The following is a 25751-nucleotide window of genomic DNA, read 5'->3' as shown; positions in this document are numbered from 1 at the left end:
GGGGCGGCGGCGGAACGGGCGGGGAGGGGACGGGCGCGCACGACGACGGCGTGCGCGACCGCGAGATCCGCGCCGAACAGAGCCACCTCGACGCCGTGTACCGGCGTCTGGAGGAGAAGATCGACGAGGCCGAGTTCCTGATGAACGACGCCTCCCGGGGCGCCCAGGTCGGCACCCCCGGCGCGCTCGCCGAACGGGACGCGCAGGTCTTCCGCGCGGGCGTCCACCTCAACAGGCTCAACAGCGAGTTCGAGGACTTCCTCTTCGGCCGCGTCGACCTGCTGGCCGGACGGGACGGCGAACGCGGCGCGGACGGCGCGTACCTCTCCGTCGAACCCGCCGAGGACGCCGTACGCCCCGACGGCGGCGCCGACATCGCGGAGACCCTGCACATCGGCCGCCTCGGCGTCCTCGACGCCGGCTACTCGCCGCTGGTCGTCGACTGGCGCGCGCCCGCCGCCGCGCCCTTCTACCGGGCGACACCCGTCGCGCCCGGCCGCGTCGTACGCCGCCGGGTCATCCGCAGCAAGGGGCGGCGCGTCCTCGGCGTGGAGGACGACCTGCTGCGCCCCGAGGTCACCGCGCGCCTGGACGGCGCCGAACTGCCCGTCGTCGGGGACGGCGCGCTCATGGCGGCGCTGGGCCGCGCGCGCAGCCACGCGATGCGGGACATCGTCGCGTCCATCCAGGCCGAGCAGGACCTCGTCATCCGGGCGCCCGCCGCCTCCGTGACGGAGGTCGAGGGCGGCCCCGGCACGGGCAAGACGGCCGTGGCGCTGCACCGGGCCGCGTACCTGCTGTACCAGGACCGGCGCCGGTACGCGGGCGGCATCCTCATCGTCAGCCCCACGCCGCTGCTGGTGTCGTACACGGAGGGCGTCCTGCCGTCCCTCGGCGAGGAGGGACAGGTCGCGATCCGCGCCCTCGGCTCCCTCGCGGACGGCGTCGAGGTCTCCGGCGGCACGTACGGGCCGGGCGGCGCGCGCGGCGACGGCGCGGACGGCGCGGCCCCCGGCACGGCGTACGACTCGCCGCGCGTCGCCCGCGTCAAGGGCTCCGCGCGCATGGTGCGCGTCCTGCGCGCCGCCGCGCGGGGGGCGCTCGAACGGGACACGGCGCCGGACCGCGTACGGGTCGTCGTCTTCGGCGCGCGCGTCGAACTGGACGGCGACGAACTGCGCGACATCCGGCGGCAGGTGCTCGGCGGCACGGCCCCGCTGAACCTGATGCGCCCGCGCGCGCGGAGGTTCGTCCTCGACGGGCTGTGGCGGAAGTCCGGCGCTGCCGGACGCCACGCGGACGACCCGGAGTTGGCGGCGGAGACCCGCGCCGGCTTCGACGAGGACGTCACCACGGAGCCGGAGTTCCAGGAGTTCATGGACGCCTGGTGGCCCGAGCTGACGCCCCGTCAGGTGCTCGCGGCGATGGCCGACGGGCGGCGCCTCGCGCGCTGGTCGGGCCGTACGCTGCGGTCGGGCGAAGCGGCGGACGTGGCCCGCTCGTTGGGGCGGCTGGACGCCGACGGGAACGGGCCGCTGTCCGTGCACGACGCGGCGCTCCTCGACGAACTCCAGGTGCTGCTGGGCACCCCCGCCCGACCCCGGCAGCGGACGGAGACCGAACTCCTCGCGGAACTCGGCGTACAGGAGGTCACCACCGCCGCCGACCGGAGCACCTCCCGCCGCGACCGCGCCGAACGGCTCGCGGAGGAACGTACCGACTACGCCCACGTCATCGTCGACGAGGCGCAGGACCTCACCCCCATGCAGTGGCGGATGGTCGGCCGCCGGGGCCGCCACGCGACGTGGACGGTGGTGGGCGACCCGGCGCAGAGTTCGTGGCCCGACACCGACGAGGCGCGCGCCGCCCGCGACGAGGCGCTCGGCGGTCGCCCCCGCCGCCGCTTCGAGCTGACCGTCAACTACCGCAACCCGGCCGAGGTCGCCGAACTGGCCGACCGCGTCCTGGCGTTGGCGATGCCCGGCGCCGCGCCGCCCCGGGCGGTGCGCTCGACGGGGCTGGAGCCGCGGTTCGCCGCCGTACGGGACGGCGCCGACCTGGGCGCGGCCGTACGGGACGAGGCGCGGCGGCTGCTCGACGAGGTGGAGGGGACGGTCGGCGTCGTCGTCGCCATGGAACGGCGCGCGCAGGCACGGAAGTGGCTGGCCGGGCTGGGCGACCGGGTCGTGCCGCTGGGCAGCCTGGAGGCGAAGGGCCTGGAGTACGACGCGACGCTCGTCGTGTCGCCCGCGGAGATCGCGGGCGCGGGGCCGCGCCACGGCGGGTCCGGCGGCGGGTCCGGCGGCCGTGGTGGCAGGCGTGGCGGAGGCGGCGCGCGCGGACGCGGCGGGTCCGGTTCCGGCGGGGACGGGTCCGGTCCCGGCGGGGAGGGGACCGGCACGGTGGGCCTGCGCGTGCTGTACGTGGCGCTGACCCGGGCCACGCAGCGGCTGACGATCCTGTCGGGCGAGCGGGACGCGCCCGGCCCCGACGGGGTGCCGGAGCTGCTGCGGGGCTGACGCGGGGTGCGGGGCCGGTACGGGCCGCCGCGCGGGGACCGGCCCCGCGACCGGCCGGAAATCGGTCCCGCAACAGGAATTGCCCTGGCAGAGCTGTTTGTTAGCCTGGTGGATGGCACCGGCCCGATCCATGCCCCCGGGCCCAACCATAGTCGCCGCGAGCGACCACTTGCCGCGAGGCGAGCTGGCGGGTCGGTGCCACCTCCTCCTCTCCCCGCTGCCTCCCGCGCCCCCTCCGGCGGCCTGCCGTTCCCCGCTGCCGCGCGCACCTCCCACGCGCCCTCCCGTACCGCCCGACGCGTCCCCGTACCGCCGACGCCCGTTCCCGTACCACGGAACGGCGATTCCGGGTACGGTGCCCGGTTACCGCGTACTTGGGGGTAGGTGCGACTATCTGAGGGCGTGCCGCGCGGGCGGCATTCCGCGACGAGGAAAGCGAAGGAAAGCGGCCATGGCAACGGCGCCCAGCGTCTCGTACTCGATGACGGTCCGACTGGAGGTCCCCGCGGGCGGGACCGCGGTCAGTCAGCTCACCACGGTCGTGGAGTCCTCCGGCGGCTCGGTCACCGGCCTCGACGTCACGGCGTCCGGTCACGAGCGGCTGCGCATCGACGTGACGATCGCGGCCTCCTCCACCGCCCACGCGGACCAGATCGTCGGCAAGCTGCGCGAGATCGAGGGCGTCACGCTCGGCAAGGTCTCCGACCGTACGTTCCTCATGCACCTCGGCGGCAAGATCGAGATGTCCTCGAAACACCCCATTCGCAACCGTGACGACCTGTCGATGGTCTACACGCCGGGTGTCGCCCGCGTCTGCACGCAGATCGCCGAACACCCCGAGGACGCCCGCCGCCTCACCATCAAGCGCAACAGCGTCGCCGTCGTCACCGACGGCTCCGCCGTGCTCGGCCTCGGCAACATCGGGCCCAAGGCGGCGCTGCCGGTGATGGAGGGCAAGGCGGCCCTCTTCAAGCGGTTCGCCGGGATCGACGCGTGGCCGCTCTGCCTGGACACCCAGGACAGCGACATGATCGTGGAGATCGTCAAGGCCATCGCGCCGGGCTTCGCCGGGATCAACCTGGAGGACATCTCCGCGCCCCGCTGCTTCGAGATCGAGGCGCGGCTGCGGGAGGCCCTGGACATCCCGGTGTTCCACGACGACCAGCACGGCACCGCCATCGTCGTACTCGCCTCCCTCTTCAACGCGCTGCGCGTCGTGGACAAGCGGATCGAGGACGTCCGGGTCGTCATGTCCGGGGCGGGCGCCGCCGGTACGGCCATCCTCAAGCTGCTGCTGGCCGCCGGGGTGAAGCACGCGGTCGTCGCGGACATCCACGGCGTCGTGCACGCCGGACGCGCGGACCTGGTCGACGCGGGGGCCGACTCGCCGCTGTGCTGGATCGCGGACAACACCAACCCCGAGGGCGTCACCGGCACCCTCAAGCAGGCCGTCGTCGGCGCGGACGTGTTCATCGGCGTCTCCGCCCCGAACGTGCTGGACGCGGCGGACGTGGCGGCGATGGCGGAGGGCGCGATCGTGTTCGCGCTCGCCAACCCGGACCCGGAGGTCGACCCGGCCGAGGCACGCCGTACGGCCGCCGTGGTGGCCACCGGACGCTCCGACTTCCCGAACCAGATCAACAACGTGCTGGTCTTCCCCGGCGTCTTCCGCGGCCTGCTCGACGCGCAGTCCCGCACGGTGCACGAGGAGATGATGCTCGCGGCGGCCCGCGCCCTCGCCGACGTCGTCCTCGTCGACGAGCTGAACGCCAACTACATCATCCCCAGCGTCTTCAACGAGAAGGTGTCGGGCGCCGTCGCCGACGCCGTACGCGAGGCCGCCCGCGCGACCGGCGCCGCCGCCGCGAGTGTGACGAGCGCCGCACCCGGAGAGTGAACGGCCGTCCGCACGGCGGCTGAACGGGCGGACCGCGACGGCCGTACGGACCCGGCGAGGGCACCCGTACGGCCCGGGGACGGCGCGGGCATGGCCGGGCGCACGCCGCCCGTGCCCCCTCGCGCCCCGGCGCCCGACCCCGCCCGCGCACGCCCCCGACGGGGCCCGCGGACACGCTCCGTACGCCCTGACGGGCCCCGCGGGCACGCTCCGTACGGCGCGTCGCGGGAGGCGGCACCCGGACGGCCCCCTAGGGTGGCGAGAGCCGCACCGGACAGAGCCGATGGCACGTCGCACGTGGCCGACGGCGCTCTCCGGGCGCCCCCCGAGGGGCCCGGGAGCGTGCCGGATTGGATTTCCCGCCGCAGGTGGGGGCAGGATGCGTCACTGGGCGCGAGGGTCTGAACGGACCCGGGTCCGGGGACTGTCCGAGGGCCCTGGCAGCATCGGCTTCGAACTCACGCCTCATCGGCAAGAAGAACACGGGAGTAACGAACTATGAACCGCAGTGAGCTGGTGGCCGCTCTGTCCGAGCGCGCCGAGGTGACCCGTAAGGACGCCGACGCCGTTCTGGCCGCCCTCGCCGAGACCATCGGTGAGGTCGTCGCCAAGGGGGACGAGAAGGTCACGATCCCCGGCTTCCTCACCTTCGAGCGCACCCACCGTGCCGCGCGCACCGCGCGCAACCCGCAGACGGGCGACCCGATCGAGATCCCGGCCGGGTACAGCGTGAAGGTTTCCGCGGGCTCGAAGCTCAAGGAAGCAGCCAAGGGCAAGTGATCCGCGCCCGCTGACCCGCAGCGTCGGCGGACCGGTACCGAGACAGCCGGAGGGGCGGCCACCGTCATGGTGGCCGCCCCTCCGTGCGTTCTCCTACGGGCGCTCGATCTTCGCGCCCAGCTCGACGAGCTTCTCCATGAAGTTCTCGTAGCCGCGGTTGATCAGGTCGATGCCGTGCACGCGCGACGTGCCCTGCGCGGCCAGCGCCGCGATGAGGTACGAGAAGCCACCCCGCAGGTCGGGCACGACCAGGTCGGCGCCCTGGAGCTTCGTGGGCCCCGAAACGACGGCGGAGTGCAGGAAGTTGCGCTGCCCGAAGCGGCACGGCATGCCGCCCAGGCACTCGCGGTAGACCTGCACGTGCGCGCCCATCTGGTTGAGCGCGGAGGTGAAGCCGAGCCGCGACTCGTAGACCGTCTCGTGCACGATGGACAGCCCCGACGCCTGCGTCAGCGCGACGACCAGCGGCTGCTGCCAGTCGGTCTGGAAGCCGGGGTGCACGTCCGTCTCCAGCGCGATGGCGTTCAGCGGGCCGCCGGGGTGCCAGAAGCGGATGCCCTCGTCGCCGATCTCGAAGGCGCCGCCGACCTTGCGGTACGTGTTGAGGAACGTCATCATCTCGCGCTGCCGCGCCCCGTGGACGTACACGCTGCCCTCGGTGGCCAGCGCCGCGCTCGCCCACGAGGCGGCCTCCAGGCGGTCCGGCAGGGCGCGGTGCGTGTAGCCGCCGAGCTGGTCGACGCCCGTGACGCGGATCGTGCGGTCCGTGTCCATGGAGATGATCGCGCCCATCTTCTGGAGCACGCAGATGAGATCCTCGATCTCCGGCTCCACGGCGGCGTTGGACAGCTCCGTGACGCCCTCCGCCAGCACCGCCGTCAGCAGCACCTGCTCCGTCGAGCCGACGGACGGGTACGGCAGCCGGATCTTGCAGCCGCGCAGCCGCTGCGGCGCCTCCAGGTACTGCCCGTCGGCGCGCTTCTCGATGGTGGCGCCGAACTGCCGCAGCACGTCGAAGTGGAAGTCGACGGGACGGCCGCCGATGTCGCAGCCGCCGAGGCCGGGGATGAACGCGTGCCCCAACCGGTGCAGCAGCGGGCCGCAGAAGAGGATCGGGATGCGCGACGAACCCGCGTGCGCGTCGATGTCCGCGACGTTCGCGCTCTCCACGTGCGAGGGGTCCAGCACCAGTTCGCCGGGCTCGTCGCCGGCGCGGACGGTGACGCCGTGCAGTTGCAGCAGGCCACGTACGACGCGGACGTCACGGATGTCCGGCACGTTGCGCAACCGGCTCGGTTCGCTGCCGAGCAGCGCCGTGACCATGGCCTTGGGCACGAGGTTCTTCGCGCCGCGGACCCGGATCTCACCCGAGAGGGGCGTGCCGCCGTGGACGAGCAGGACATCATCGGTGCCGGTCATGGATCTCCGCTTTTCCTGGCGAGGACTGGGGGACACAAGCAAGCGTAATGGGCGTCGGGACGGTTTCCGTACGGTGTGGCGCCCCCTCGTGCGCCCGCGCGCCCATCGGTGCGCTCCGCACGCGCCCCCACCGGCGGGTTCGCGCCGGACCGCGCGCGGCGGGCCGTCCCGAGTGCGCGCGTACGGCGCCATCCGGTGTCCACGGTTCGGGCGTTGACGCCCGCGGAGGGCCCGGGTGCGGGATCATCGCCGTATGAACGAGGTGTCCTCGCTCACCGGGCGGCTGCTGGTCGCCACCCCGGTGCTGTCCGACCCGAACTTCGACCGCGCGGTCGTGCTGCTCCTCGACCACGACGAGGAGGGCTCGCTCGGCGTCGTCCTCAACCGGCCCACCCCCGTGGGCGTCGGCGACATCCTGGAGCCGTGGGCCGCCCTCACGGGCGAGCCCGGCGTGGTGTTCCAGGGCGGCCCCGTCTCGCTCGACGCGGCGCTCGGGGTGGCCGTGGTGCCGTCCGGGAGCCGTACCGGCGGCACGGGCGGCGGCGCGGCGGACGGCGACGGGAGCGGCGCGGACGAGGGGGACGCCGACGACCTCGGCGACGACGCCGAGTGGGACGGGCCGATGGGCTGGCGCCGCGTGCACGGCGCGATCGGCCTCGTGGACCTGGAGGCCCCGCCGGAGCTGCTGGCGGCCGAGCTGGGCTCGCTGCGCATCTTCGCGGGGTACGCGGGCTGGGGCGCGGGCCAGTTGGAGGCCGAGCTGTCCGAGGGCGCCTGGTACGTGGTGGACTCCGAGCCCGGCGACGTGTCCGCGCCCGACCCGGAACGGCTGTGGCGGGACGTACTGCGGCGCCAGCGCAGCGAACTCGCCATGGTGGCCACGTATCCCGACGACGCGTCGCTCAACTGACGCCGTACGGGACGCGCCCGTACGCCGCCCCGCGAGGTGTCCCGGGGCCGTTCCGCGGGCTGTTCCGGGGGCCGTCCCGTGGGCCGGGTGACGGCGCTCCGTCCGTCCGGCACAGGGCTTAAGCTTGGGTCACATGAGCACATACGAGCCCGAGCGCGGGGCGGGCACCGGCACGCTCGTCGAACCGACCCCGCAGACATCGCACGGCGACGGCGACCACGAGCGGTACGCCCACTATGTCCAGAAGGACAAGATCATGGCGAGCGCGCTCGACGGCACCCCCGTCGTCGCGCTCTGCGGGAAGGTCTGGGTGCCGGGGCGGGACCCCAAGAAGTACCCGGTCTGCCCCATGTGCAAGGAGATCTTCGAGACCATGGGCGCCGGTGGGGACAAGGGCGACAAGGACGGCAAGGGCGGCGGCAAGAAGTAGCCCGCACCCGCAAGCCGCGTCGCCACCCGCGCCCGCGTCGTACGGTCGCCACCACGCCGTAGGACCCGCGCCGCAGGACCCGTTCAGCGCGTCCCGGCCGCCCTCCCCGAGGGGCGGCCCGGGGCGCGCTGTGCTGTGCGGGTGGTCGGACGCGGGCCGGAGGGCCGGTCGGCGACCGGCTCCGTTGCACGGAGTGCCGCCCCGGGTCACGGATTGGTCGATACCTCTTGTGGGCGGGTGCCGCCGCCCATAACCTCCTGCGAAGTTGTGCAGCACGAAACAGCCGTTGCGCATGCTGCAACAGATTCCCGCTGGGGGTACCGCTCATGAGAGTTTCCGCCCGCATAGCCGCCCCGGTGGTGGCGCTCGCCCTCGCCGGGCTGACGGCGACCGGCTGCGCCCCCTCCACGGATGACGGCGGCGCGAAGAAGGACGAGAAGAGCGGCACCCTGCGGGTGTGGCTCTTCCGCGAGGTCAACAACAAGCCCAAGCAGGACGTCGTCTCGGACGTCGTGGCGAAGTTCCGCGAGAGCCACGACGACGTGAAGGTCGACGTCCAGTACATCCCCGTCGACAGCCGCGCCGAGAAGATCAAGGGCGCGCTGAACGACCCCGACTCCGCCCCGGACGTCATCGAGTTCGGCAACACCGACACCGCCGGGTACGTCGCGGACGGCGGACTCGCCGACATCTCGAAGGAGTTCGGCGCCTGGGCCGAGGCCAAGGACACCGACCCCACGGCGAAGCAGTCGGTCACCGTCGACGGGAAGATCTACGGCGCGCCCCTCTTCGTCGGCGTACGCGCGCTCTACTACCGCACCGACGTCTTCGAGGACCTCGACCTCAAGGCGCCCGAGACGCTGGACGAGGTCGCGTCCGCCGCGCGCGAGATCCGGGCGGAACGCCCCGAGATGTACGGGCTGATGGTCGGCGGCGCCTACACGTACGGCGCCATGCCGTTCATCTGGGCACACGGCGGCGAACTCGCCACGGAGAAGGGCGGCGACTTCACCGCCGCCATCGACAGCGACGCGGCGCAGAAGGGCATCAAGGCGTACACCGACCTGTTCGGCAAGGACAACTGCCCGCCCAGCAACTGTGCGCAGATGACCGGCAACGACAACGTCGAGGCGTTCGCGAGCGGGAAGGCGGGCATGGCGCTGGGCGGCGACTTCAACCGCCAGGCCATGGACGACGGCGCCGTCAGCGGGAAGTACGCGGTCGTGCCGCTGCCCGGCGTCAAGAAGGGCGAGATCGCCCCGGGCTTCGCCGGAGGCAACAACGTCGGCGTCATGAAGTCCACCTCGCACCGCAGCCTCGCCGTCGACCTGGTGGAGCAGTTGGCGGGCAAGGAGACGCAGGAGCGGCTGTTCCAGGAGATGGGCTTCCTGCCGACGTTCAGCGACACCCGTAAGAAGGTCGCCGCGGAGGAGCCGTTCGTCGCGCCGTTCGTGAAGACGCTGGAGGCCGGGGCGAAGTTCGTGCCCGCCAGCCCCGGTTGGGCGAAGATCGACGCCGGGATGGTGCTGCCGACGATGTTCCAGCAGGTCGTCAGCGGCAAGAAGGACGTGGCCGACGCCTCCGAGGGCGCGGCCCAGCAGATGGACGAGGCCTTCGCCCAGTGAGCGCCACGGCGGACGCCTCGGGCGCGGGCCCCGGCACGCGTACGGGCGCCGGGGCCGGTACGGGCTCCGGCGCGGGTTCCGGTACGGGTTCCGCTTCGGGGCCCGGCCGGTCCGCCGGGGGCGCCGCGAAGGCGCCGCGCCGCGGCGCGCGCCCGCCCCGGCGCGGCAGCGGCTGGACGCCGTGGCTCTACCTCGCGCCCGCGCTGGTGGTGCTGGCGGCGCTGCTCGCCTACCCGATCTACCAACTCGGCCTGATCTCCCTGCTGGAGTACACCCAGGCGCAGGTCAGCGGCGGCGAGCCCACCTCGTTCCAGGGGCTGGCGAACTACGCCGAGCTGTTCGGCGACCGCAAGTTCTGGGACGTGCTGCTGGCCACGGTGGTCTTCGCGGCGGCCTGCGTCACCGGCACCATGGCCGTCGGCTGCTCCCTGGCGGTGCTGCTCACGCGCGTACGGCTGGTGCCGCGGCTGGTGTTGATGATGGCCGCGCTCGGCGCCTGGGCGACGCCCGCGATCACCGGGTCCACGGTCTGGGTGTTCCTCTTCGACCCGGACTTCGGGCCGGTCAACAAGGTGCTGGGGCTGGGCGACCACTCGTGGACGTACGGCCGCTACAGCGCCTTCGCGCTCGTCTTCTTCGAGGTCGTGTGGTGCTCGTTCCCGTTCGTCATGGTCACCATGTACGCCGGGATCAGGGCCATTCCGAGCGAGGTGCTGGAGGCCGCGTCGCTGGACGGCGCGTCGGCGCTGCGGACCTGGCGCAGCGTCATGGCGCCGATGCTGCGGCCGATCCTGATCGTCGTCACGATCCAGTCGGTGATCTGGGACTTCAAGGTCTTCACGCAGATCTACGTGATGACGGACGGCGGCGGCATCGCCGGGCAGAACCTGGTGCTGAACGTCTACGCCTACCAGGAGGCGTTCGCCTCCTCGCAGTACAGCCTCGGCTCCGCCATCGGCGTCGTGATGCTGCTGATCCTGCTGGGCGTGACGCTCGTCTATCTGCGGCTGCTGCGCAGGAGGGGTGAGGACCTGTGAGCACGACGACGAAGGCCGCGCGGGTGCCGGGCGCCCGCGCCGCGTGGCGGCCCCGCGGGCCCCGCAGGCCGTGGCGGCTCGCGGCGGAGGCGGCGGCGCTGCTGGTCGCGGCGGTGGTGGCGTTCCCGCTGTACTGGATGGTGCTGTCCGCGCTCAAGCCCGCGGGCGAGGTCCAGTCCGACGAGCCGCGCCCCTGGACGCTGTCCCCCTCGCTGGACTCGTTCCGACGGGTCTTCGAACAGCAGGACTTCGGCCGCTACTTCCTCAACAGCCTGCTCGTCGCGAGCGTCGTCGTCCTGGTGTCGGCGCTCATCGCGTTCCTCGCGGCGACGGCCGTCACGAGGTTCCGTTTCAAGTTCCGTACGACGCTGCTGATCATGTTCCTGACGGCGCAGATGGTGCCCATCGAGGCGCTGACGATCCCGATGTTCTTCCTCATGCGGGACGTCGACGCGCTCAACACCCTGACGTCGCTGATCCTTCCGCACATCGCGTTCTCGCTGCCGTTCGCCATCTGGATGCTGCGCGGGTTCGTGAAGGCGGTCCCGGAGGCGCTGGAGGAACAGGCGTTCATCGACGGCGCCAGCCGCACCCGCTTCCTCTGGCAGATCCTCTTCCCGCTGGTCTTCCCGGGGCTCGTGGCGACGAGCGTCTTCTCGTTCATCTCCACCTGGAACGACTTCCTCTTCGCCAAGTCGTTCATCATCAGCGCCACCGAGAACTCCACGCTGCCGATGGCGCTGCTCGTCTTCTTCGACACCGAGACCCCCGACTGGGGCGGTGTGATGGCGGCCTCGACGGTGATGACGATCCCCGTGCTGATCTTCTTCGTCGCGGTGCAGCGGCATCTCGTGTCCGGCATCGGGGGAGCCATGAAGGACTGACGGGTGCCCCGGCGCACCCGTCGGCGCGACCCGCGCCCGTACCGCCCGCACCGCCCGACCCGTACGCCCCGCACGCCCCGAGGGGGAGCACCGACATGCCGCACGACCTGATCCCGGCACCCCGTTCCGTCACCGCCGGAGGCGGCGGCGACTACGTGCTGGGGCCCGGCAGCGCCCTGGACGCCGGACCCGGTACGGAGGGCGTCGCGCGCTGGCTGCGCGGCGCGCTCGGCGCGGCCACCGGGCTGGCGCTGCCGCCGTACGGCGCGGGGGAGGGCGGCGGCGGTACGGCGCGCGGCGACGCGGCGGGCGGCCGTACGGGCGGTGACGCGGGCGCTCCCGTACGGCTCCGGGTCGAACCTGCCGTCCACGCCGAACTCGGCCCGGAGGGCTACCGCCTGGACGCCGGGCCGACCGGCCTGCTGATCACCGGGGGCGCCGCCGCGGGGGTGTTCTGGGGCGCGCAGACCCTGCGGCAGCTGCTCGGCCCCGACGCGTACCGGCAGGCCCCCACCGGCCCCGCGCGCGCGTGGCGCGTACCCGCCCAACGGATCGAGGACGCGCCCCGGTTTCGCTGGCGCGGCCTCATGCTGGACACCGCGCGGCACTTCCAGCCGAAGGACGAGGTGCTGCGCCGGATCGACCAACTCGCCGCGCACAAGCTCAACGTGCTGCACCTGCACCTCACCGACGACCAGGGCTGGCGCGTCGAGATCGCCCGCTACCCGAGGCTCACCGAGGTCGGCGCCTGGCGCCCCCGTACGAAGGTCGGCCACCGCGCGTCCGACCTCTGGGACGAGCGCCCGCACGGGGGTCACTACACGCGGGACGACATCCGCGAGATCGTCGCGTACGCCGCCGAACGGCACGTCACCGTCGTACCGGAGATCGAACTCCCCGGCCACTCCCAGGCCGCCGTCGCCGCCTACCCGGAGCTGGGCAACACCGACGTCGTCGACACCTCCGCGCTCGGCGTCTGGGACGACTGGGGCGTCAACCCGAACGTGCTCGCCCCCACCGACGCCGTCCTCCGCTTCTACGCGGGCGTGCTGGAGGAGGTGTTGGAACTCTTCCCCTCCCCCTTCGTGCACGTCGGCGGCGACGAGTGCCCCAAGGACCAGTGGCGGGCGTCGCCCGTCGCGCAGGAGCGGATGCGGCGGGAGGGGCTGCCGGACGAGGACGCGCTCCAGGCGTGGTTCATCCGGCACTTCGACCGCTGGCTGGCCGCGCGCGGGCGGCGCCTCATCGGCTGGGACGAGATCCTGGAGGGCGCCGCGCCGACGACGGACGGCGGTACGGACGGTGCCGCGGACGCCGCTGACGCGTCCGTACGCCTCCGTCCCACCGGCCTGACCGAGGGCGCCGCCGTCTCCTCCTGGCGCGGCTACGCGGGCGGAATCGCCGCCGCCACGGCGGGACATGACGTCGTGATGTGCCCCGAGCAGCAGGTGTACCTCGACCACCGGCAGGACGGCGGCGCCGACGAGCCCGTGCCGATCGGCTACGTGCGTACCCTCAGCGACGTCTACCACTTCGAGCCCGTACCGCCCGAACTCGCGGGCACACCCGCCGCCGAGCACGTCATCGGCGCCCAGGCCAACATGTGGACCGAGGTGACCGAGACCCGGCAGCGCGTCGACTACCAGGTCTTCCCGCGCCTCACCGCGTTCGCCGAGGTCGCCTGGTCCCCGCTGCCGGCGCCGGAGGAGCGGGACTTCGAGGGCTTCCGGGACCGACTGCGGCGCGCGCACCTCGCCCGCCTCGACGCGCTCGGCGTCGACTACCGGCCCGAAGGCGGCCCGTACCCCCGGCAGCGCCGCCCCGGCGTGCTCGGCCGTCCGATCGAGGGCCGACCCCCGATCGTGTGAGCCTCCCCGACGCGCGTGCCGGGCCGCCCGCCAACGACGGCGCGGCGCCCGCGCGTCAGGATGGGAAAAGCCCACAAACCCCTGTAAGGGCCGCAATTGACGCTCAAGGGCGACATCGCGCCACAACGTGTTTCACAGGGCGCCGAGCGGACGAATCATCCCTTCACGGACCCTCGCGTCACCAGCCGGTCGGGATGTGCCAGAGTTGCCATGTCCGGGTTGCGAGCACGTACCGTACGGCAGTGCAGCCGGGACGACCGGGGAAGGGGCAGCTGGATTGAGCACGCACGCACCGCATGCGCCACAGGCCGCGCAGTCCGCTGCGCAGCCGGTCTCGCCACCCGCCGGAGCGGCGGAGAAACACCCGGCGGCGCAGCCGGTGACCCTGCCGGGCACCCTCGACGAGGCCGTGGCGGCACTCGCCGCGACGCCCGCCGCGGTGCCCGTCGCGGGCGGCACCGACCTGATGGCGAGCGTGAACTCCGGACAGCTGCGCCCCGCCGCGCTCGTCGGCCTCGGCCGCATCGGTGAGATCCGCGGCTGGGAGTACCTGGACGGCAACGCCCTCCTCGGCGCCGGACTGACCCTCGCCCGTCTGGGCCGCCCCGACTTCGCCGCGCTCATCCCCGCGCTCGCCGCCAGCGCGCGCGCGGCCGGACCCGCCCAGATCCGCAACGCGGGCACCCTCGGCGGGAACCTGGTGAGCGCCGCCCCGACCGGCGACACCCTCCCCGTGCTCGCCGCGCTGGAGGCCACCGCGCTCATCGCGGGCCCCGGCGGCTCCCGGCGCGAGGTCCCCGCCAGCCACCTGCTTGCCGGGATGGAGATGCTGCACGCGGGCGAACTCGTCGGCTACGTACGCGTCCCGCTGCTGCACGCCCCCCAGACCTTCCTCAAGGCCACCGGCCGCACCGGCCCCGGCCGCGCCCTCGCCTCCGCCGCGGTCGTACTGGACCCGGCGCGGCGCCACGTACGGTGCGCGATCGGCGCCGTGGCACCCATGCCGCTCCGGCCGCTGGAGGCGGAGCAGTGGGTGTCCTCCCTCATCGACTGGGACGGGCAGCGCACGCTCCCGCCGGAGGCGCTGGCCGCCTTCGGCGACTACGTCGCGATGGCCTGCATCCCCGACCCGCAGCCCGCGACGGAGGGCGGCGAACCGCCGCCCCCGCTCCCGCCGGTGGCACTGCACCTGCGGCGTACGGTGGCGGCACTGGCCCGCCGGGGACTCGGAAGGGCACTCGCATGAGCAACGAGCCGCAGCCGGACGGTGAGCGGTACGCGGGCGCGCCGTACGCGGGCGGCCCGTACCAGGGCGGCCCCTACCAGGGCGCGCAGCACCCGCCCGAGCAGTACGCCCCCGAGCACTACGAGAGCGAGCACCCCGAGGGCACGCCCCACGGCGGCCACCCGCAGCCGTACGCGCAGCACCTGCCCGCCGCCGCGTCCCAGGGCTGGGGCGGCGGGTACGACACCGAGGCCACCAGCTTCGTGCACATGCCCGACGGCCCGTGGCCCACGGGCCCGCGCCAGCCGCAGGGCGGCTCCGACGGGCCGCAGGGCGAGCACGGGGCGTACGGCACCGGCGAGTTCGACGGCGGGAGCCCGTTGGCCGCGCCCGGCACCGGCCAGGGCGGCTACACGCCGCCCCCCATGGAACCCGGCGCCCCGGCCGCGCCGATGACCCCCGCGGCGACGGTCGACCCGTCGTCGACCGGACAGTGGACACTGCCGTTCGCCGAGCCCGGCACGGACGACGCCCCGGGCGCGGCGGGCGCACCGGAACCGGACGCGCACGGCCCGCACGACGCCGACGGCGCACCCGGGGCCGAGCAGGGCGCCGGAGGCGCCGCGATGGGCCAGGGCGCCGCGGCGGCGCTCGCGGGCTCGCACGAGGCACGCACCCAGCGGCGGCCGCTCGGCGCCGGAGGCGCGGCGGCGCACGGGTCCGGGGACGGGCCGGGGGACGGCGCGTACGACGGGCCGGACGCGTACGACGGGCCGTTCGGCGCGGCGGGACCGCCGGGCGGGTACGGGCCGGGCGCGCAGAGCGCCGCCGCGTGGGCGCCGCCCGCACCGGAGGACGTCGCCGCGCAGGACGCGCACCTCGCGGACGGGCTGGCCCGCCGCCAGGTGCCGTTCGCGGGCGCGGGGCCCGGCGCGCAGCCGGTCCCCGGCGGTACGCACTGGCCGGACCCGTCCGTCGGCACCCACGGCACGCCGGGCGAGCTGCCCGCGGAGGCCGCGGGCCCGTACGCGGGACCGCCCGGAGTGCCGGAGGCGCTCGGCGGCGGCGCGGGCCCGATGCCCGGCGGGCTGCCGGGGGAGGCGCCCGGCCCGACCGCGCACGACCACACCCCGCCCGAGGGCGTGCCCACCGGGGACATCGGCCACCAGCTCGGCCTGCGGCTGGCCGGGCAGGCCGGTCCGGCCCCGGTCGACCCCGCGTCCGTCGACGCCGTACTGCCCGGACCCCCGCCGCCCCCCGGCGGCCCGCTCCCGGCGGCGAACCCGCCCGCCCACGGCGGCGCCCCCGGCGGCGCTCCGCGCTGGGACGGCGGCGAGGACCGTACGGACCACGCGCGCGCGGACGACTCCGGCGAGTACCACATCCCCGTACCCCCGACCGGCGACGCCGGTACGGACGCGGTGGCCGAGGAGGGCGCCGCCGACGAGCCGTCCCCGGACGCCGACGCCGACGACACGGCGGAGGCGGCGGAGGCGGCAGAGGCGGAGCACGCCGACGCCCCGGACACCTCGGACACCCCGGACGTCCCCGGCGCGGACCACGCGCCCGGCGACGACGCGGCGGCCGACGGAGCCCCCGCGTACGCCGCGGACCCCGACGGCGCCCCCGCGCCCGAGGCGCCGGACGGCCACCCGGCCGTCCCGGAGGAGCCCGCGCCCGCCGTCCTCGAACCGACCGTCAGCCAGCACCCGCACACCTCGTACGTACTGCACGTCAACGGCGCCGACCGGCCCGTCACCGGCGCCTGGCTCGGCGAGTCCCTGCTCTACGTGCTGCGCGAGCGCCTCGGCCTCGCCGGAGCCAAGGACGGCTGCTCGCAGGGCGAGTGCGGCGCCTGCTCCGTACTGGTCGACGGCCGTCTCGTCGCGTCCTGCCTGGTGCCCGCGGCGACCTCCGCGGGCAGCGACGTCCGTACGGTCGAGGGCCTGGCCGTCAACGGCACGCCCTCCGACGTGCAGCGCGCGCTCACCGAGTGCGGCGCCGTGCAGTGCGGCTTCTGCGTGCCGGGCCTCGCGATGGCGGTGCACGACCTGCTGGAGGGCAACCACACCCCGACCGAGCTGGAGACGCGGCAGGCCATCAGCGGCAACCTCTGCCGCTGCTCCGGCTACCGCGGCGTGCTCGACGCCGTCCGCACCGTCGTGGCCGAACGCGCGGCCAGGACCGCGGGCGACGACGGACCCGCGCGCGCGGACGGTGGGAACCGTTCCGCGGACGGCGGTCCCGGCCCGGACGACGCCGACGCGCGGATCCCGCACCAGGCACCCCCCGGCGGTGGCGGCGTGCACCAGGGCGCGCACCCGCATCCGCACCACCCCGGAGGCGGCGCGTGAGCCGCCCGTACGCCTTCACGCCCCCTGGCCGGGGAACTCCCGTACCCGGGCCGTACGTACATCCATACGGACGGTCCGAACGCGGGTGCCCCACCCCGGCCGGACGCCCAGGACCCGGACGACCCAGGCGATCCGGACGACGCGGAAAGGCAGCGCCATGACCGGTACGGGTACGGCAGACGGCTCCGGCGCCGTCACGGCGACCCCCGCCCACGGCACCCGCCTCGGCGCGGCCGGAGGCACCGCCGGGTCGCCCGACGGGGTCGGCATCGGGCTCGGCGCCTCGTTGACGCCCGTCGACGCCGCCGCGAAGGCGGAGGGCGCCTTCGCGTACGCGGCGGACCTGTGGGCCGAGGGGCTGCTCTGGGCGGCGATCCTGCGCTCCCCGCACCCGCACGCCCGCATCGTCTCCATCGACACCGCGCAGGCCGCGGCCATGCCCGGCGTCCGCGCCGTCGTCACCCACGAGGACGTGCCCGGCGACGCCGCGCACGGGCGGCGGGTCGCGGACCGGCCCGCGTTCGCCCGCGACCTGGTGCGCTACCACGGCGAGCCCATCGCCGCCGTGGCCGCCGACCACCCCGACACGGCGCGGCTCGCGGCGGCGGCGATCGCGGTGGAGTACGAACCGCTGGAGCCGCTGACCGACCCCGAGCAGTCGTTCACCGCCGAGCCGCTGCACCCGGACGGGAACCTCATCCGGCACATCCCCCTGCGCTACGGCGACCCGGACGTCACCGGCGAGGTCGTCGTCGAGGGGCTGTACCGCATCGGCCGCCAGGACCCCGCCCCCATCGGCGCCGAGGCGGCACTCGCCGTCCCCTGCCCCGACGGCGGTGTCGAGATCTACACCGCGTCCACCGACCCGCACACCGACCGCGACCTCGCCGCGGCCTGCTTCGGGCTGCCCCCCGAGCAGGTCAAGCTGGTCGTCACCGGGGTGCCCGGCGCCCTCGGCGACCGCGAGGACACCGGCATGCAGGTGCCCCTCGGACTGCTCGCCATGCGCACCGGCTGCCCCGTGAAGATCGCGGCGACCCGCGAGGAGTCGTTCCTCGCGCACGCCCACCGGCACCCCACCCTGCTGCGGTACCGGCACCACGCCGACCGCTCCGGCAAGCTCCTCAAGGTCGAGGCGCAGATCCTCCTCGACGCGGGCGCGTACGCCGACACCTCCTCCGACGCCCTGGCCGCCGCCGTCTCCTTCGCCGCCGGGCCGTACGTGGTGCCGCACGCCGTCGTCGACGGCTGGGCGGTCCGTACGAACAACCCGCCGTCGGGCCACGTCCGCGGTGAGGGCGCGATGCAGGTGTGCACCGCGTACGAGGGGCAGATGGACAAGCTCGCGGCCGAACTCGGCCTGGAACCGGCCGACATCCGCATGCGGAACGTGCTGGCCACCGGCGACCTGCTGCCCACCGGCCAGACCGTCACCTGCCCCGCGCCCGTGGCCGAGCTGCTGCACGCCGTCCGCGAGGCCCCGCTGCCGCCGCTGCCCAAGGACAGCCCCGAGGCGGACTGGCTGCTCCCCGGCGGCCCCGAGGGCGCGGGCGAGCCGGGCGCGGTGCGCCGCGGCGTCGGCTACGCCCTCGGCATGGTGCACATGCTCGGCACCGAGGGCGCCGACGAGGTGTCCACCGCCACCGTCAAGGTCAACGGCCCGGTCGCCACCGTGCTGTGCGCGGCGGTCGAGACGGGCCAGGGGTTCTCGACCCTCGCGCGGCAGATCGTCCAGGAGACCCTGGGCATCGAGGAGGTGCACGTCGCCTCCGTCGACACCGACCAGCCCCCGGCGGGCGCGGGCGCGCGCGGCCGCCACACGTGGGTGTCGGGCGGCGCGGTCGAGCGCGCGGCGAAGATGGTGCGCACACAACTCCTCCAGCCGCTCGCGGCGAAGTTCGGGATGTCCACGGAGCTGCTGACGATCGCCGACGGCAAGATCACGTCGTACGACGGGGTGCTGTCCACGACGGTCGCCGAGACCCTGGAGGGCAAGGAGCTGTGGGCCACGGCCCAGTGCCGCCCCCACCCCACCGAGCCCCTGGACGAGACGGGCCAGGGCGACGCGTTCGTGGGCCTCGCCTTCGCGGCCGTGCGGGCCGTGGTGGACGTCGACATCGAGCTGGGCTCGATCCGGGTGGTGGAGATGTCCGTCGCCCAGGACGTCGGCCGCGTGCTCAACCCGCGTCAGCTGCACGCCCGTATCGAGGCGGGCGTCACCCAGGGCGTCGGGGCGGCGCTCAGCGAGCATCTGCGCGTCGCGAAGGGCGTCGTACGCAGACCGGACCTCACGGGGTACGCCCTGCCCACGTCCCTGGACGCGCCGGACATCCGCATCGTGAAGCTCATCGAGGAGCGAGACGTGGTCGCGCCCTTCGGCGCGAAGGCGGCGTCCGCGGTCCCGGTCGTGGTCTCCCCGGCGGCGGTCGCCGGAGCCGTACGGGCGGCGACGGGCCGCCCGGTCGTGCGGCTGCCGATCCGACCACAGGCGGCGGTCGGCGCGCCGCCGCAGTAGGGGGACGCGGGGCGGAGGGCCGTGGAGGGTGGGTAACTCCTCGTGACCGGCGGCCACTCGCGGTGGCGAACTGAGTACGCGTACTCATGCGGTCCGTGACGACCCTGTCACAGAATGATCCGGCGCGAAGGCGTACCCCCGCCACCCCGCCACCCCCACGAGCCGCTGTCGAAGCGGCGTACGGGGTGCGCGAACGGCCGGAGCGGTGCCCCGTGCGACGACCAGGGTGACCGCTGCGGCGACAAGGGGTAGGCACGACGATGGGTGCACGAGGCGGACCGGCGCGACGGCACGGTACGGCCCCGGGGCGGGGGACGCGGGCGAACGCCGTGTCCCGGCCCCGCAGTTGGTACCGGGGGTGCCGCCACCGCACCGCGGCCACCCCCGACCGCGACCGCCCCGGCCGCACCCCACCGGACGGCGGCCCCCCGGGCCCACCCGACGGCACGGCGGGCTGACGCCCGCCCGGGGGGCGGGCGACCGCCCGGCGAAACCGTTCCGACCTGATGGGGGAAACGCATGACCTTCGAAGAGGAGTGGGCCCGACGCCATGCCGACGCGGCCACTCGTACCCGACTCGACCAGGCACCCGCCGGGGACGGGTCCCACGGTGACCTCTCCCACGAGGAACGCGAGAAACGGCAGGCCGCCGCGTACATACGCGAAACCCTGGGCCCCCAGGTGCAGAAGGCCGGCGCCAAGGCGGACGGCGGCTCGCAGGCGGTCGCCGGAGGCACCGGCGGGAATGGCTGCCTCGTCGGCGCACTCCGCGGCTGGGAGACCGAGAAGGGCCTCGACGACTGCCTGGCGACCTGGGACCGTCAGGTGAAGGCGCTCACCACCAGGCTGAGCGGTGAGGCTTCGGCCCTGACCACCACGAACACCCTCTTCTCCGGGAACGAGTCCGTGATCAGCTCCCGGTTCACGCGGAGCGGCCCGCGCGACGCGCCCGGAGCTCCCGACACCGACGGGCGGGCGCAGTGACACTCACCTGCCAGGACATCCTGGACACGGACCTGTCGACGCTGAGTACGGCGGCGAAGTCCTGGAAGTCGATGGGCGAGCGGTTCGGTGAGTTGAAGACCGACTACGACACCCACATACGCAAGACCCTCGGCAACGGGACCTGGCAGGGCCGTTCCGCCGAGGCGTCGCGGACCCACTCCACCGCGACGGCACACGAGTTCACCGCCGCCAAGGCCGAGGCGCGGGCGGTGTCCGCACTTCTCTCCGCCGGACACAAGCAGCTGAGCAGGCTCAAGGAAGCCCTCAGCACCACCCTCTCCGACGCCAGGGCGAAGGGCTACCACGTCGACACGCAGACCGGCCGCGTCCGCGTCGACTGGAACGCGAAGCCATGGACCGACCTCTCCCCGGAGGAACTGCGCGCCGTCAAGAACGACCCCGGCGCGGTGGCCGCCGCCGAGGCCGACTGGACGAGCACCGTCCGGAAGCGGGTCCAGGCGGTCTGCGACGCGGACGCCGACCTGCGGACCGCCCTCGTGAACGTCACCGTCGACGACGACGGGAAGGGCTCCGCCCACGGCTTCAACGGCGGCGCCTCCGGCGACATCTCCGTCAACACCGCCGAACGTGCCGTCCAACTCGCCGACAAGGGCGCGGACATGACGGCCACGGAGCTGAACGGCCTCGACGACCTGCTCGCCCGCCACGCCAAGGACCCGACCTTCGCCGAGACCTTCGCCAAGCGCGTCGGCGCGCAGGGCACCGTGGACTTCTGGCACGGCATGGCCCCGTACGCGGCGGAGAGGGGCTCCCCCCGCGCCCGGCTCCTCGCCCGCGTACGCGAACACCTGGGCGAGACGCTCGGCACCGCGACCCGCTCCGACAGCCCGGCGATGCGGCGCTGGGAGCGGGAGATGACCGACCTGGGGCCCGAACGCCAAGGCGGCCACTACGCCCCGCGCGGCTACCAGGTCATGGCCGACCTGCTGCGCCACGGCGACTACGACGACCGCTTCCTGCACACGTACGGGGATTCGCTGGTCCGCTTCGAGAGGGACGCCGCCGCGGACGGCCGGAGCCCGGCGGACCTGTGGACCGCCCACCGCGGCACGGACGCGTACAGCGTCGAACAGCTCGACAACCCCTGGGGCAACGACCCGCTGGCCGACCTCATGCGGGGGATGAGCCGCAACCCGGGCGCGTCCACGGCGTTCTTCACCGACCCGGCCACGTTCGACTACGTCGTGGGGAACCCGGGGGAGACGGGGCAGGGCACCGTACGGGACTGGCCCGACGTAGCACTCCCGTACGGCGGCACCGAACGGGCCGCGGGCCACGACGAACTGGGGCGCGCCCTGGAGGCGGCGGTCACGGGCGCTCCGCCCGGCGACCCGTCGTCGGGGCTGCACCGCGGCCCCGACGAGATCAAGGTGATGCACCGGGTGATGGAGACCTACGGCGGGCCGTACAGCCCGCGCGAGGCCCAACCCGGCATCAGCGACAGTCTGGGCCGTATGGGCGCGGCGTACGTGGACGACCTCAACTACGGGCTGGAGGACTACGGGGGCGCCGCCGAACAGATCGGCAGCGGCCGGATCACCGGCACCGACGGGCACGGCATCGACCCCGCGGTGGCCGCCGGGTTCATGCGCGAACTCGGCCGCGACGAGGAGTCGTACCGCATCATGTCGGCGGCGGAGGAAGGGTTCGTCGCCAGCCGCATCCACCAGTTCGCGGGCACCGACGACGTCTACCGCGCGGCCGAGATCGGGGCGAAGGGACACGGCGCCCTCGACGAGGCCCGCGCGGAACAGATCGGCGCCGACTTCCGCGACGACGCGGCACAACGCAACGCGAAGCTCGAAGAGGCCGCCAACTGGAAGAAGAACGTCGCCTCGGTCGCCGTCTACACCGTCGGCGGCGTGGCCGGCGCCGTCGCCCCGGAGGGCAGCATCCTCATCCCGGCGACCATCGGCGGCGGAGGCGCGGCTTCGGTCTCCGCGATCAACGAGGCCATCAACAACGCCCTCGCGTCGGACACCTACGACAACAGCGGACAGTCGATCCACACGCTCGATCAATTCGACCAGCGAGCGCTGGAGAACGCGACGGAGGCCATCCGGGGTCATATGGATGAGATTCCACTTGGCGACAAGAAATATCAAGACCACATGAATCATATCGAGAATGGTTATAATCGTGGCAGGATTCATTCGGATACAGACAACTCGCGATGAGGGCCCCATGCCCGCGGTGGGCTTCGTGGTGATCTTCGCTCTTCTCGCGGCTCTTGCTGGTTGTTCTTTCGGTGAAGGTTCAGAGAGGTCTTCGGTGGAGGCGTCGTCACGTTCGCCCGAGCCTATGGTGCAGGTCTGCGACGGACTCCTAGGAAAACTTGGCGGAAAAACTCTGGCTGAAATTTCACAGGGTGAGAGCGTGTTGCCTCTCAGTAGTGGCGAGCGGTCCAGGTTGAGTAAAGTCGCAGCATCCATGATCGATGAGGTGCGTCATGACACGAAAGGAAAGGAGGGGCTGAGGAACGTTTGTGCATTCAAAGGCCCAGTTGACGGGGAAGCCGGTATGAGAACGGTCAAGCTGGACTTCGGGTGGTCGCAGCCGCCGGAGAAGACGGAACGAGGGCACTTCTATTACACTGCTGGCTCCGCGCTCGTCGACGATTACTACTTCGACTCCTGGACTCCTACGCGCCTGTTCTATTCCTGCGCCCTTGCTTCGGGTGCTGGCGGAGTGGTGCAGGTGTCGATCAACTCGCATTGGCCCGTCGACCGCGACAAGAGGTCAACCGACGCCATGATTGCGAAAGTTCTCCTGATCGCCGCCCAGAAGATGCGCGCGGAGCTGGGCTGTGTCAACGACCTCGACTTGAGCCCGGATTCTGAGGTTGAGGTGGTGATGGAGGCTCCGCATGGCATGAAGGCCGGATTGCCGCTGCCGCGCGTTCCCGAGTCGGGGCCCGTCCAGCGGTGACGGGCAGGCGTTCCGCGGGGCGGGGTGCCGTAGCCTGTCGGCATCGCGGACCGCGCGAGCGAGCGTCCTGACCAACGCACCAACGCACCCGTGGTGAAGGGGCCCCACCCATGACATCCCAGGACTCCCTGACGGCCGCCGACCCCGCGCACACCGCCCCCCGTACGTCCCGTGCCGGGCGTGAGGTGCCGTGGCGGGAGTCGTTCGGGCGGCTGGGGGACGGGACCGAGGTGGACGTGTGGACGTTCGCGAACGGTGGAACCCGGCTGCGCGTCCTGTCGTACGGCGGCACCGTGCACTCCCTGGAGGTCCCGGACCGCGACGGCCGTACCGCGAACGTGGCGCTCGGTTACGCCACCCTCGACGGTTACACCGGCCCGGACAACACCCACTTCTTCGGCGCGCTCATCGGCCGCTACGGCAACCGCGTCGCGGACGGCCGGTTCGCCCTCGACGGGGTGCGGTACGAGCTGCCGGTGAACGACGCCCCGAACAGCCTGCACGGTGGCCCCGCCGGTTTCGACAAGCGCGTCTGGCACGTCGAGCCGCTGCCCGAGGGAACCGGCCGAGCCGACGGAACCGGCCGAGCCGGGGGAGCGGACGGTACGGACGGGGCCGCCCCCGTCGGTATCGCCCTCACCCGCGTCAGCGAGGACGGCGAGGGGGGCTACCCCGGCCGCCTCGCCGTCCGCGTCACGTACACGCTCGGTGCCGCGGGCGAGTGGCGCATCGACTACACGGCGACCACGACCAGCCCGACCGTCGTGAACCTCACCAACCACACCTACTTCAACCTGGCGGGCGAGGGCACCGACACCGTCCACGCCCACGAGGTGCGGATGGCCGCCGCCCGCTACACGCCCGTGGGCGCGGACCTGATCCCCACGGGCGAGCTGGCCCCGGTGGCGGGCACCCCGTTCGACTTCCGCCACGGCCGGGCGATCGGGGCGGAGTTGCGCGCGGCGGACCCGCAACTGCGGTACGCGCGGGGCATCGACCACAACTTCGTGTTCGACAAGGGCGTCACGCCGGGACCCGAAGTGGCGGCGACCGTACGGGAGTCGGGCTCGGGTCGGGTGATGACGGTCGCGACGACGGAGCCGGGCGTGCAGTTCTACACGGGGAACTTCCTGGACGGTACGACCGTGGGCAGCGGTGGCCGCCGCTACCGGCAGGGCGACGGATTCTGCCTGGAGACCCAGCACTTCCCGGACTCCCCGAACCAGCCGCACTTCCCGTCGACGGTGCTGCGGCCCGGCGGTACGTACCGCAGCAGCACCGTGTACGGGTTCTCCGCCGGGTGAGTCAGCGGGGCGGCGGCGCGAGGCGTTCCAGGTCGGCGGGGGTGCCGGACATGACCGCGCGCAGGTGCTCGGTGAGGTGGTCCAGCGGCCAGTCCCACCAGGCGACGGCCAGCAGCCGGGCGACGGTGTCGTCGTCGAAGCGGCGGCGGATCAGCTTGGCCGGGTTGCCGCCGACGACGCCGTAGTCCGGGACGTCGTCCACGACGACGGAGCCCGCCGCGACGACGGCGCCGTGCCCGATCCGTACGCCGGGCATGACGGTGGCGCCGTGCCCGAACCACACGTCGTTGCCCACGACGGTGTCGCCCCGGCCCGGCAGCCCGGTGATCAGGTCGAAGTGTTCGCCCCAGGACCCGCCCATGATGGGGAACGGGAACGTGGAGGGGCCGTCCATACGGTGGTTGGCGCCGTTCATCAGGAACCGGACGCCCGTGCCGAGGGCGCAGAACCGGCCGATGCGGAGCTTCTCGGGGCCGTAGTGGTAGAGGACGTTCCGGGTCTCGAACGCGGTGGGGTGGTCGGGGTCGTCGTAGTACGTGAACTCGCCGACCTCGATCAGTTCCGAGGTCACCAGCGGTCTCAGCAGCACCACGCGCGGCTGGTCGGGGAACGGGTGCAGGACGGTCGGGTCGGCGGGGACACGGGGCATGGCGGGCGGGCCCTTTCGGCGGAGGTACGGGGTAGGGGGACGCGGTACGGGCCGGGCGGCGCACGGCGCGCGGGCGGGTGGTGCGCGGGCGGCGTCGATCATGCCACCGGCCGCTCCCCGGCGCCCCCGGGTTTCCGGCGCCCCCGCCCCGGTGCCGGGCGCAGCGCTCCCGCCTCCGCCCCGGTGCCGGGCGCAGCGCTCCCGCCTCCGCCCCGGCGCCGGGCGCAGCGCCCCCGCCTCCGCCCCGGCGCCCCCGCGTACGGGTCGCGCCCCGGCGCACAACCATCGGCCGCGGTCGTCTGTCTGGCTGGGTGGACGAAAGACGAACCCGCCACCAACTCCGGGCGCCGCCCAGCCCTTCGGCCCCACCGCCACCCCGCG

At 73.8% G+C, this 25751-nt stretch carries 18 protein-coding genes; 16 read left to right on the top strand and 2 right to left on the bottom strand.

Annotated features, from left to right (window positions below):
• Positions 1-50 precede the first annotated feature (50 nt).
• From D7M15_RS09825 to D7M15_RS09815, 3 genes are all read left to right on the top strand, one after another.
• Positions 51-2519, top strand: a complete 2469-nt coding sequence (locus D7M15_RS09825; protein ID WP_240649609.1) for a UvrD-helicase domain-containing protein — start codon at positions 51-53, stop codon at positions 2517-2519.
• A 451-nt stretch (positions 2520-2970) separates the two neighbouring features.
• A complete protein-coding gene (locus tag D7M15_RS09820) occupies positions 2971-4416 on the top strand; it encodes an NAD-dependent malic enzyme (protein ID WP_121517160.1) in 1446 nt (481 codons plus the stop codon).
• Between the two features lie 498 nt (positions 4417-4914).
• A complete protein-coding gene (locus D7M15_RS09815) occupies positions 4915-5196 on the top strand; it encodes an HU family DNA-binding protein (protein ID WP_121517159.1) in 282 nt (93 codons plus the stop codon).
• Between the two features lie 93 nt (positions 5197-5289).
• On the opposite strand, the gene murA is transcribed toward D7M15_RS09815, so the two are convergent.
• The gene (gene murA / locus D7M15_RS09810) at positions 5290-6615 is read right to left on the bottom strand and encodes a UDP-N-acetylglucosamine 1-carboxyvinyltransferase (RefSeq protein ID WP_121517158.1); all 1326 of its coding nucleotides are present in this window, start codon (positions 6613-6615) and stop codon (positions 5290-5292) included.
• A 253-nt stretch (positions 6616-6868) separates the two neighbouring features.
• Between murA and D7M15_RS09805 the strand changes: the two genes are divergently transcribed.
• From D7M15_RS09805 to D7M15_RS09745, 13 genes are all read left to right on the top strand, one after another.
• The gene (locus D7M15_RS09805; RefSeq protein WP_121517157.1) at positions 6869-7525 is read left to right on the top strand and encodes a YqgE/AlgH family protein; all 657 of its coding nucleotides are present in this window, start codon (positions 6869-6871) and stop codon (positions 7523-7525) included.
• A 133-nt stretch (positions 7526-7658) separates the two neighbouring features.
• Positions 7659-7955 (top strand): DUF3039 domain-containing protein, encoded by a 297-nt coding sequence (locus D7M15_RS09800; protein WP_121517156.1) that lies wholly within the window; start codon positions 7659-7661, stop codon positions 7953-7955.
• Positions 7956-8281: 326 nt separating this feature from the next.
• The gene (locus D7M15_RS09795) at positions 8282-9580 is read left to right on the top strand and encodes an extracellular solute-binding protein (protein ID WP_121517155.1); all 1299 of its coding nucleotides are present in this window, start codon (positions 8282-8284) and stop codon (positions 9578-9580) included.
• Positions 9577-10617 carry a sugar ABC transporter permease gene (locus tag D7M15_RS09790; protein WP_121517154.1) on the top strand — a complete coding sequence of 347 codons (1041 nt, stop codon included), beginning with the start codon at positions 9577-9579 and terminating at the stop codon, positions 10615-10617. Before D7M15_RS09795 ends, D7M15_RS09790 begins: the two co-directional genes overlap by 4 nt.
• A gap of 23 nt (positions 10618-10640) precedes the next feature.
• Positions 10641-11501, top strand: a complete 861-nt coding sequence (locus D7M15_RS09785) for a carbohydrate ABC transporter permease (protein ID WP_121520514.1) — start codon at positions 10641-10643, stop codon at positions 11499-11501.
• A 95-nt stretch (positions 11502-11596) separates the two neighbouring features.
• Complete coding sequence (locus D7M15_RS09780; RefSeq protein WP_121517153.1) at positions 11597-13369, top strand: beta-N-acetylhexosaminidase; 1773 nt, start codon at positions 11597-11599, stop codon at positions 13367-13369.
• 379 nt (positions 13370-13748) lie between these two features.
• The gene (locus D7M15_RS09775; RefSeq protein WP_121517152.1) at positions 13749-14615 is read left to right on the top strand and encodes an FAD binding domain-containing protein; all 867 of its coding nucleotides are present in this window, start codon (positions 13749-13751) and stop codon (positions 14613-14615) included.
• On the top strand, positions 14612-16948 hold the full coding sequence (locus D7M15_RS09770; protein ID WP_240649209.1) for a 2Fe-2S iron-sulfur cluster-binding protein: 2337 nt from the start codon (positions 14612-14614) through the stop codon (positions 16946-16948). The genes D7M15_RS09775 and D7M15_RS09770 overlap by 4 nt, the downstream gene beginning before the upstream one ends.
• 157 nt (positions 16949-17105) lie before the next feature.
• Positions 17106-19463 (top strand): molybdopterin cofactor-binding domain-containing protein, encoded by a 2358-nt coding sequence (locus D7M15_RS09765; protein ID WP_121517151.1) that lies wholly within the window; start codon positions 17106-17108, stop codon positions 19461-19463.
• Positions 19464-19982: 519 nt separating this feature from the next.
• Positions 19983-20447, top strand: a complete 465-nt coding sequence (locus D7M15_RS09760; protein ID WP_121517150.1) for a hypothetical protein — start codon at positions 19983-19985, stop codon at positions 20445-20447.
• Positions 20444-22666 carry a hypothetical protein gene (locus D7M15_RS09755; RefSeq protein ID WP_121517149.1) on the top strand — a complete coding sequence of 741 codons (2223 nt, stop codon included), beginning with the start codon at positions 20444-20446 and terminating at the stop codon, positions 22664-22666. The genes D7M15_RS09760 and D7M15_RS09755 overlap by 4 nt, the downstream gene beginning before the upstream one ends.
• A 25-nt stretch (positions 22667-22691) precedes the next feature.
• The gene (locus tag D7M15_RS28190; protein ID WP_127201733.1) at positions 22692-23417 is read left to right on the top strand and encodes a hypothetical protein; all 726 of its coding nucleotides are present in this window, start codon (positions 22692-22694) and stop codon (positions 23415-23417) included.
• Positions 23418-23527: 110 nt separating this feature from the next.
• The gene (locus tag D7M15_RS09745; RefSeq protein WP_121517147.1) at positions 23528-24721 is read left to right on the top strand and encodes an aldose epimerase family protein; all 1194 of its coding nucleotides are present in this window, start codon (positions 23528-23530) and stop codon (positions 24719-24721) included.
• A gap of 1 nt (position 24722) precedes the next feature.
• On the opposite strand, the gene D7M15_RS09740 is transcribed toward D7M15_RS09745, so the two are convergent.
• Positions 24723-25370, bottom strand: coding sequence for a CatB-related O-acetyltransferase (locus D7M15_RS09740; RefSeq protein WP_121517146.1), 648 nt, complete (start codon positions 25368-25370; stop codon positions 24723-24725).
• Positions 25371-25751 lie beyond the last annotated feature (381 nt).

It is taken from the genome of Streptomyces sp. Z26 (assembly GCF_003665095.1).
Taxonomy (GTDB): domain Bacteria; phylum Actinomycetota; class Actinomycetes; order Streptomycetales; family Streptomycetaceae; genus Streptomyces; species Streptomyces phytohabitans.
This window is presented reverse-complemented; position numbering and strand designations above follow the sequence as displayed.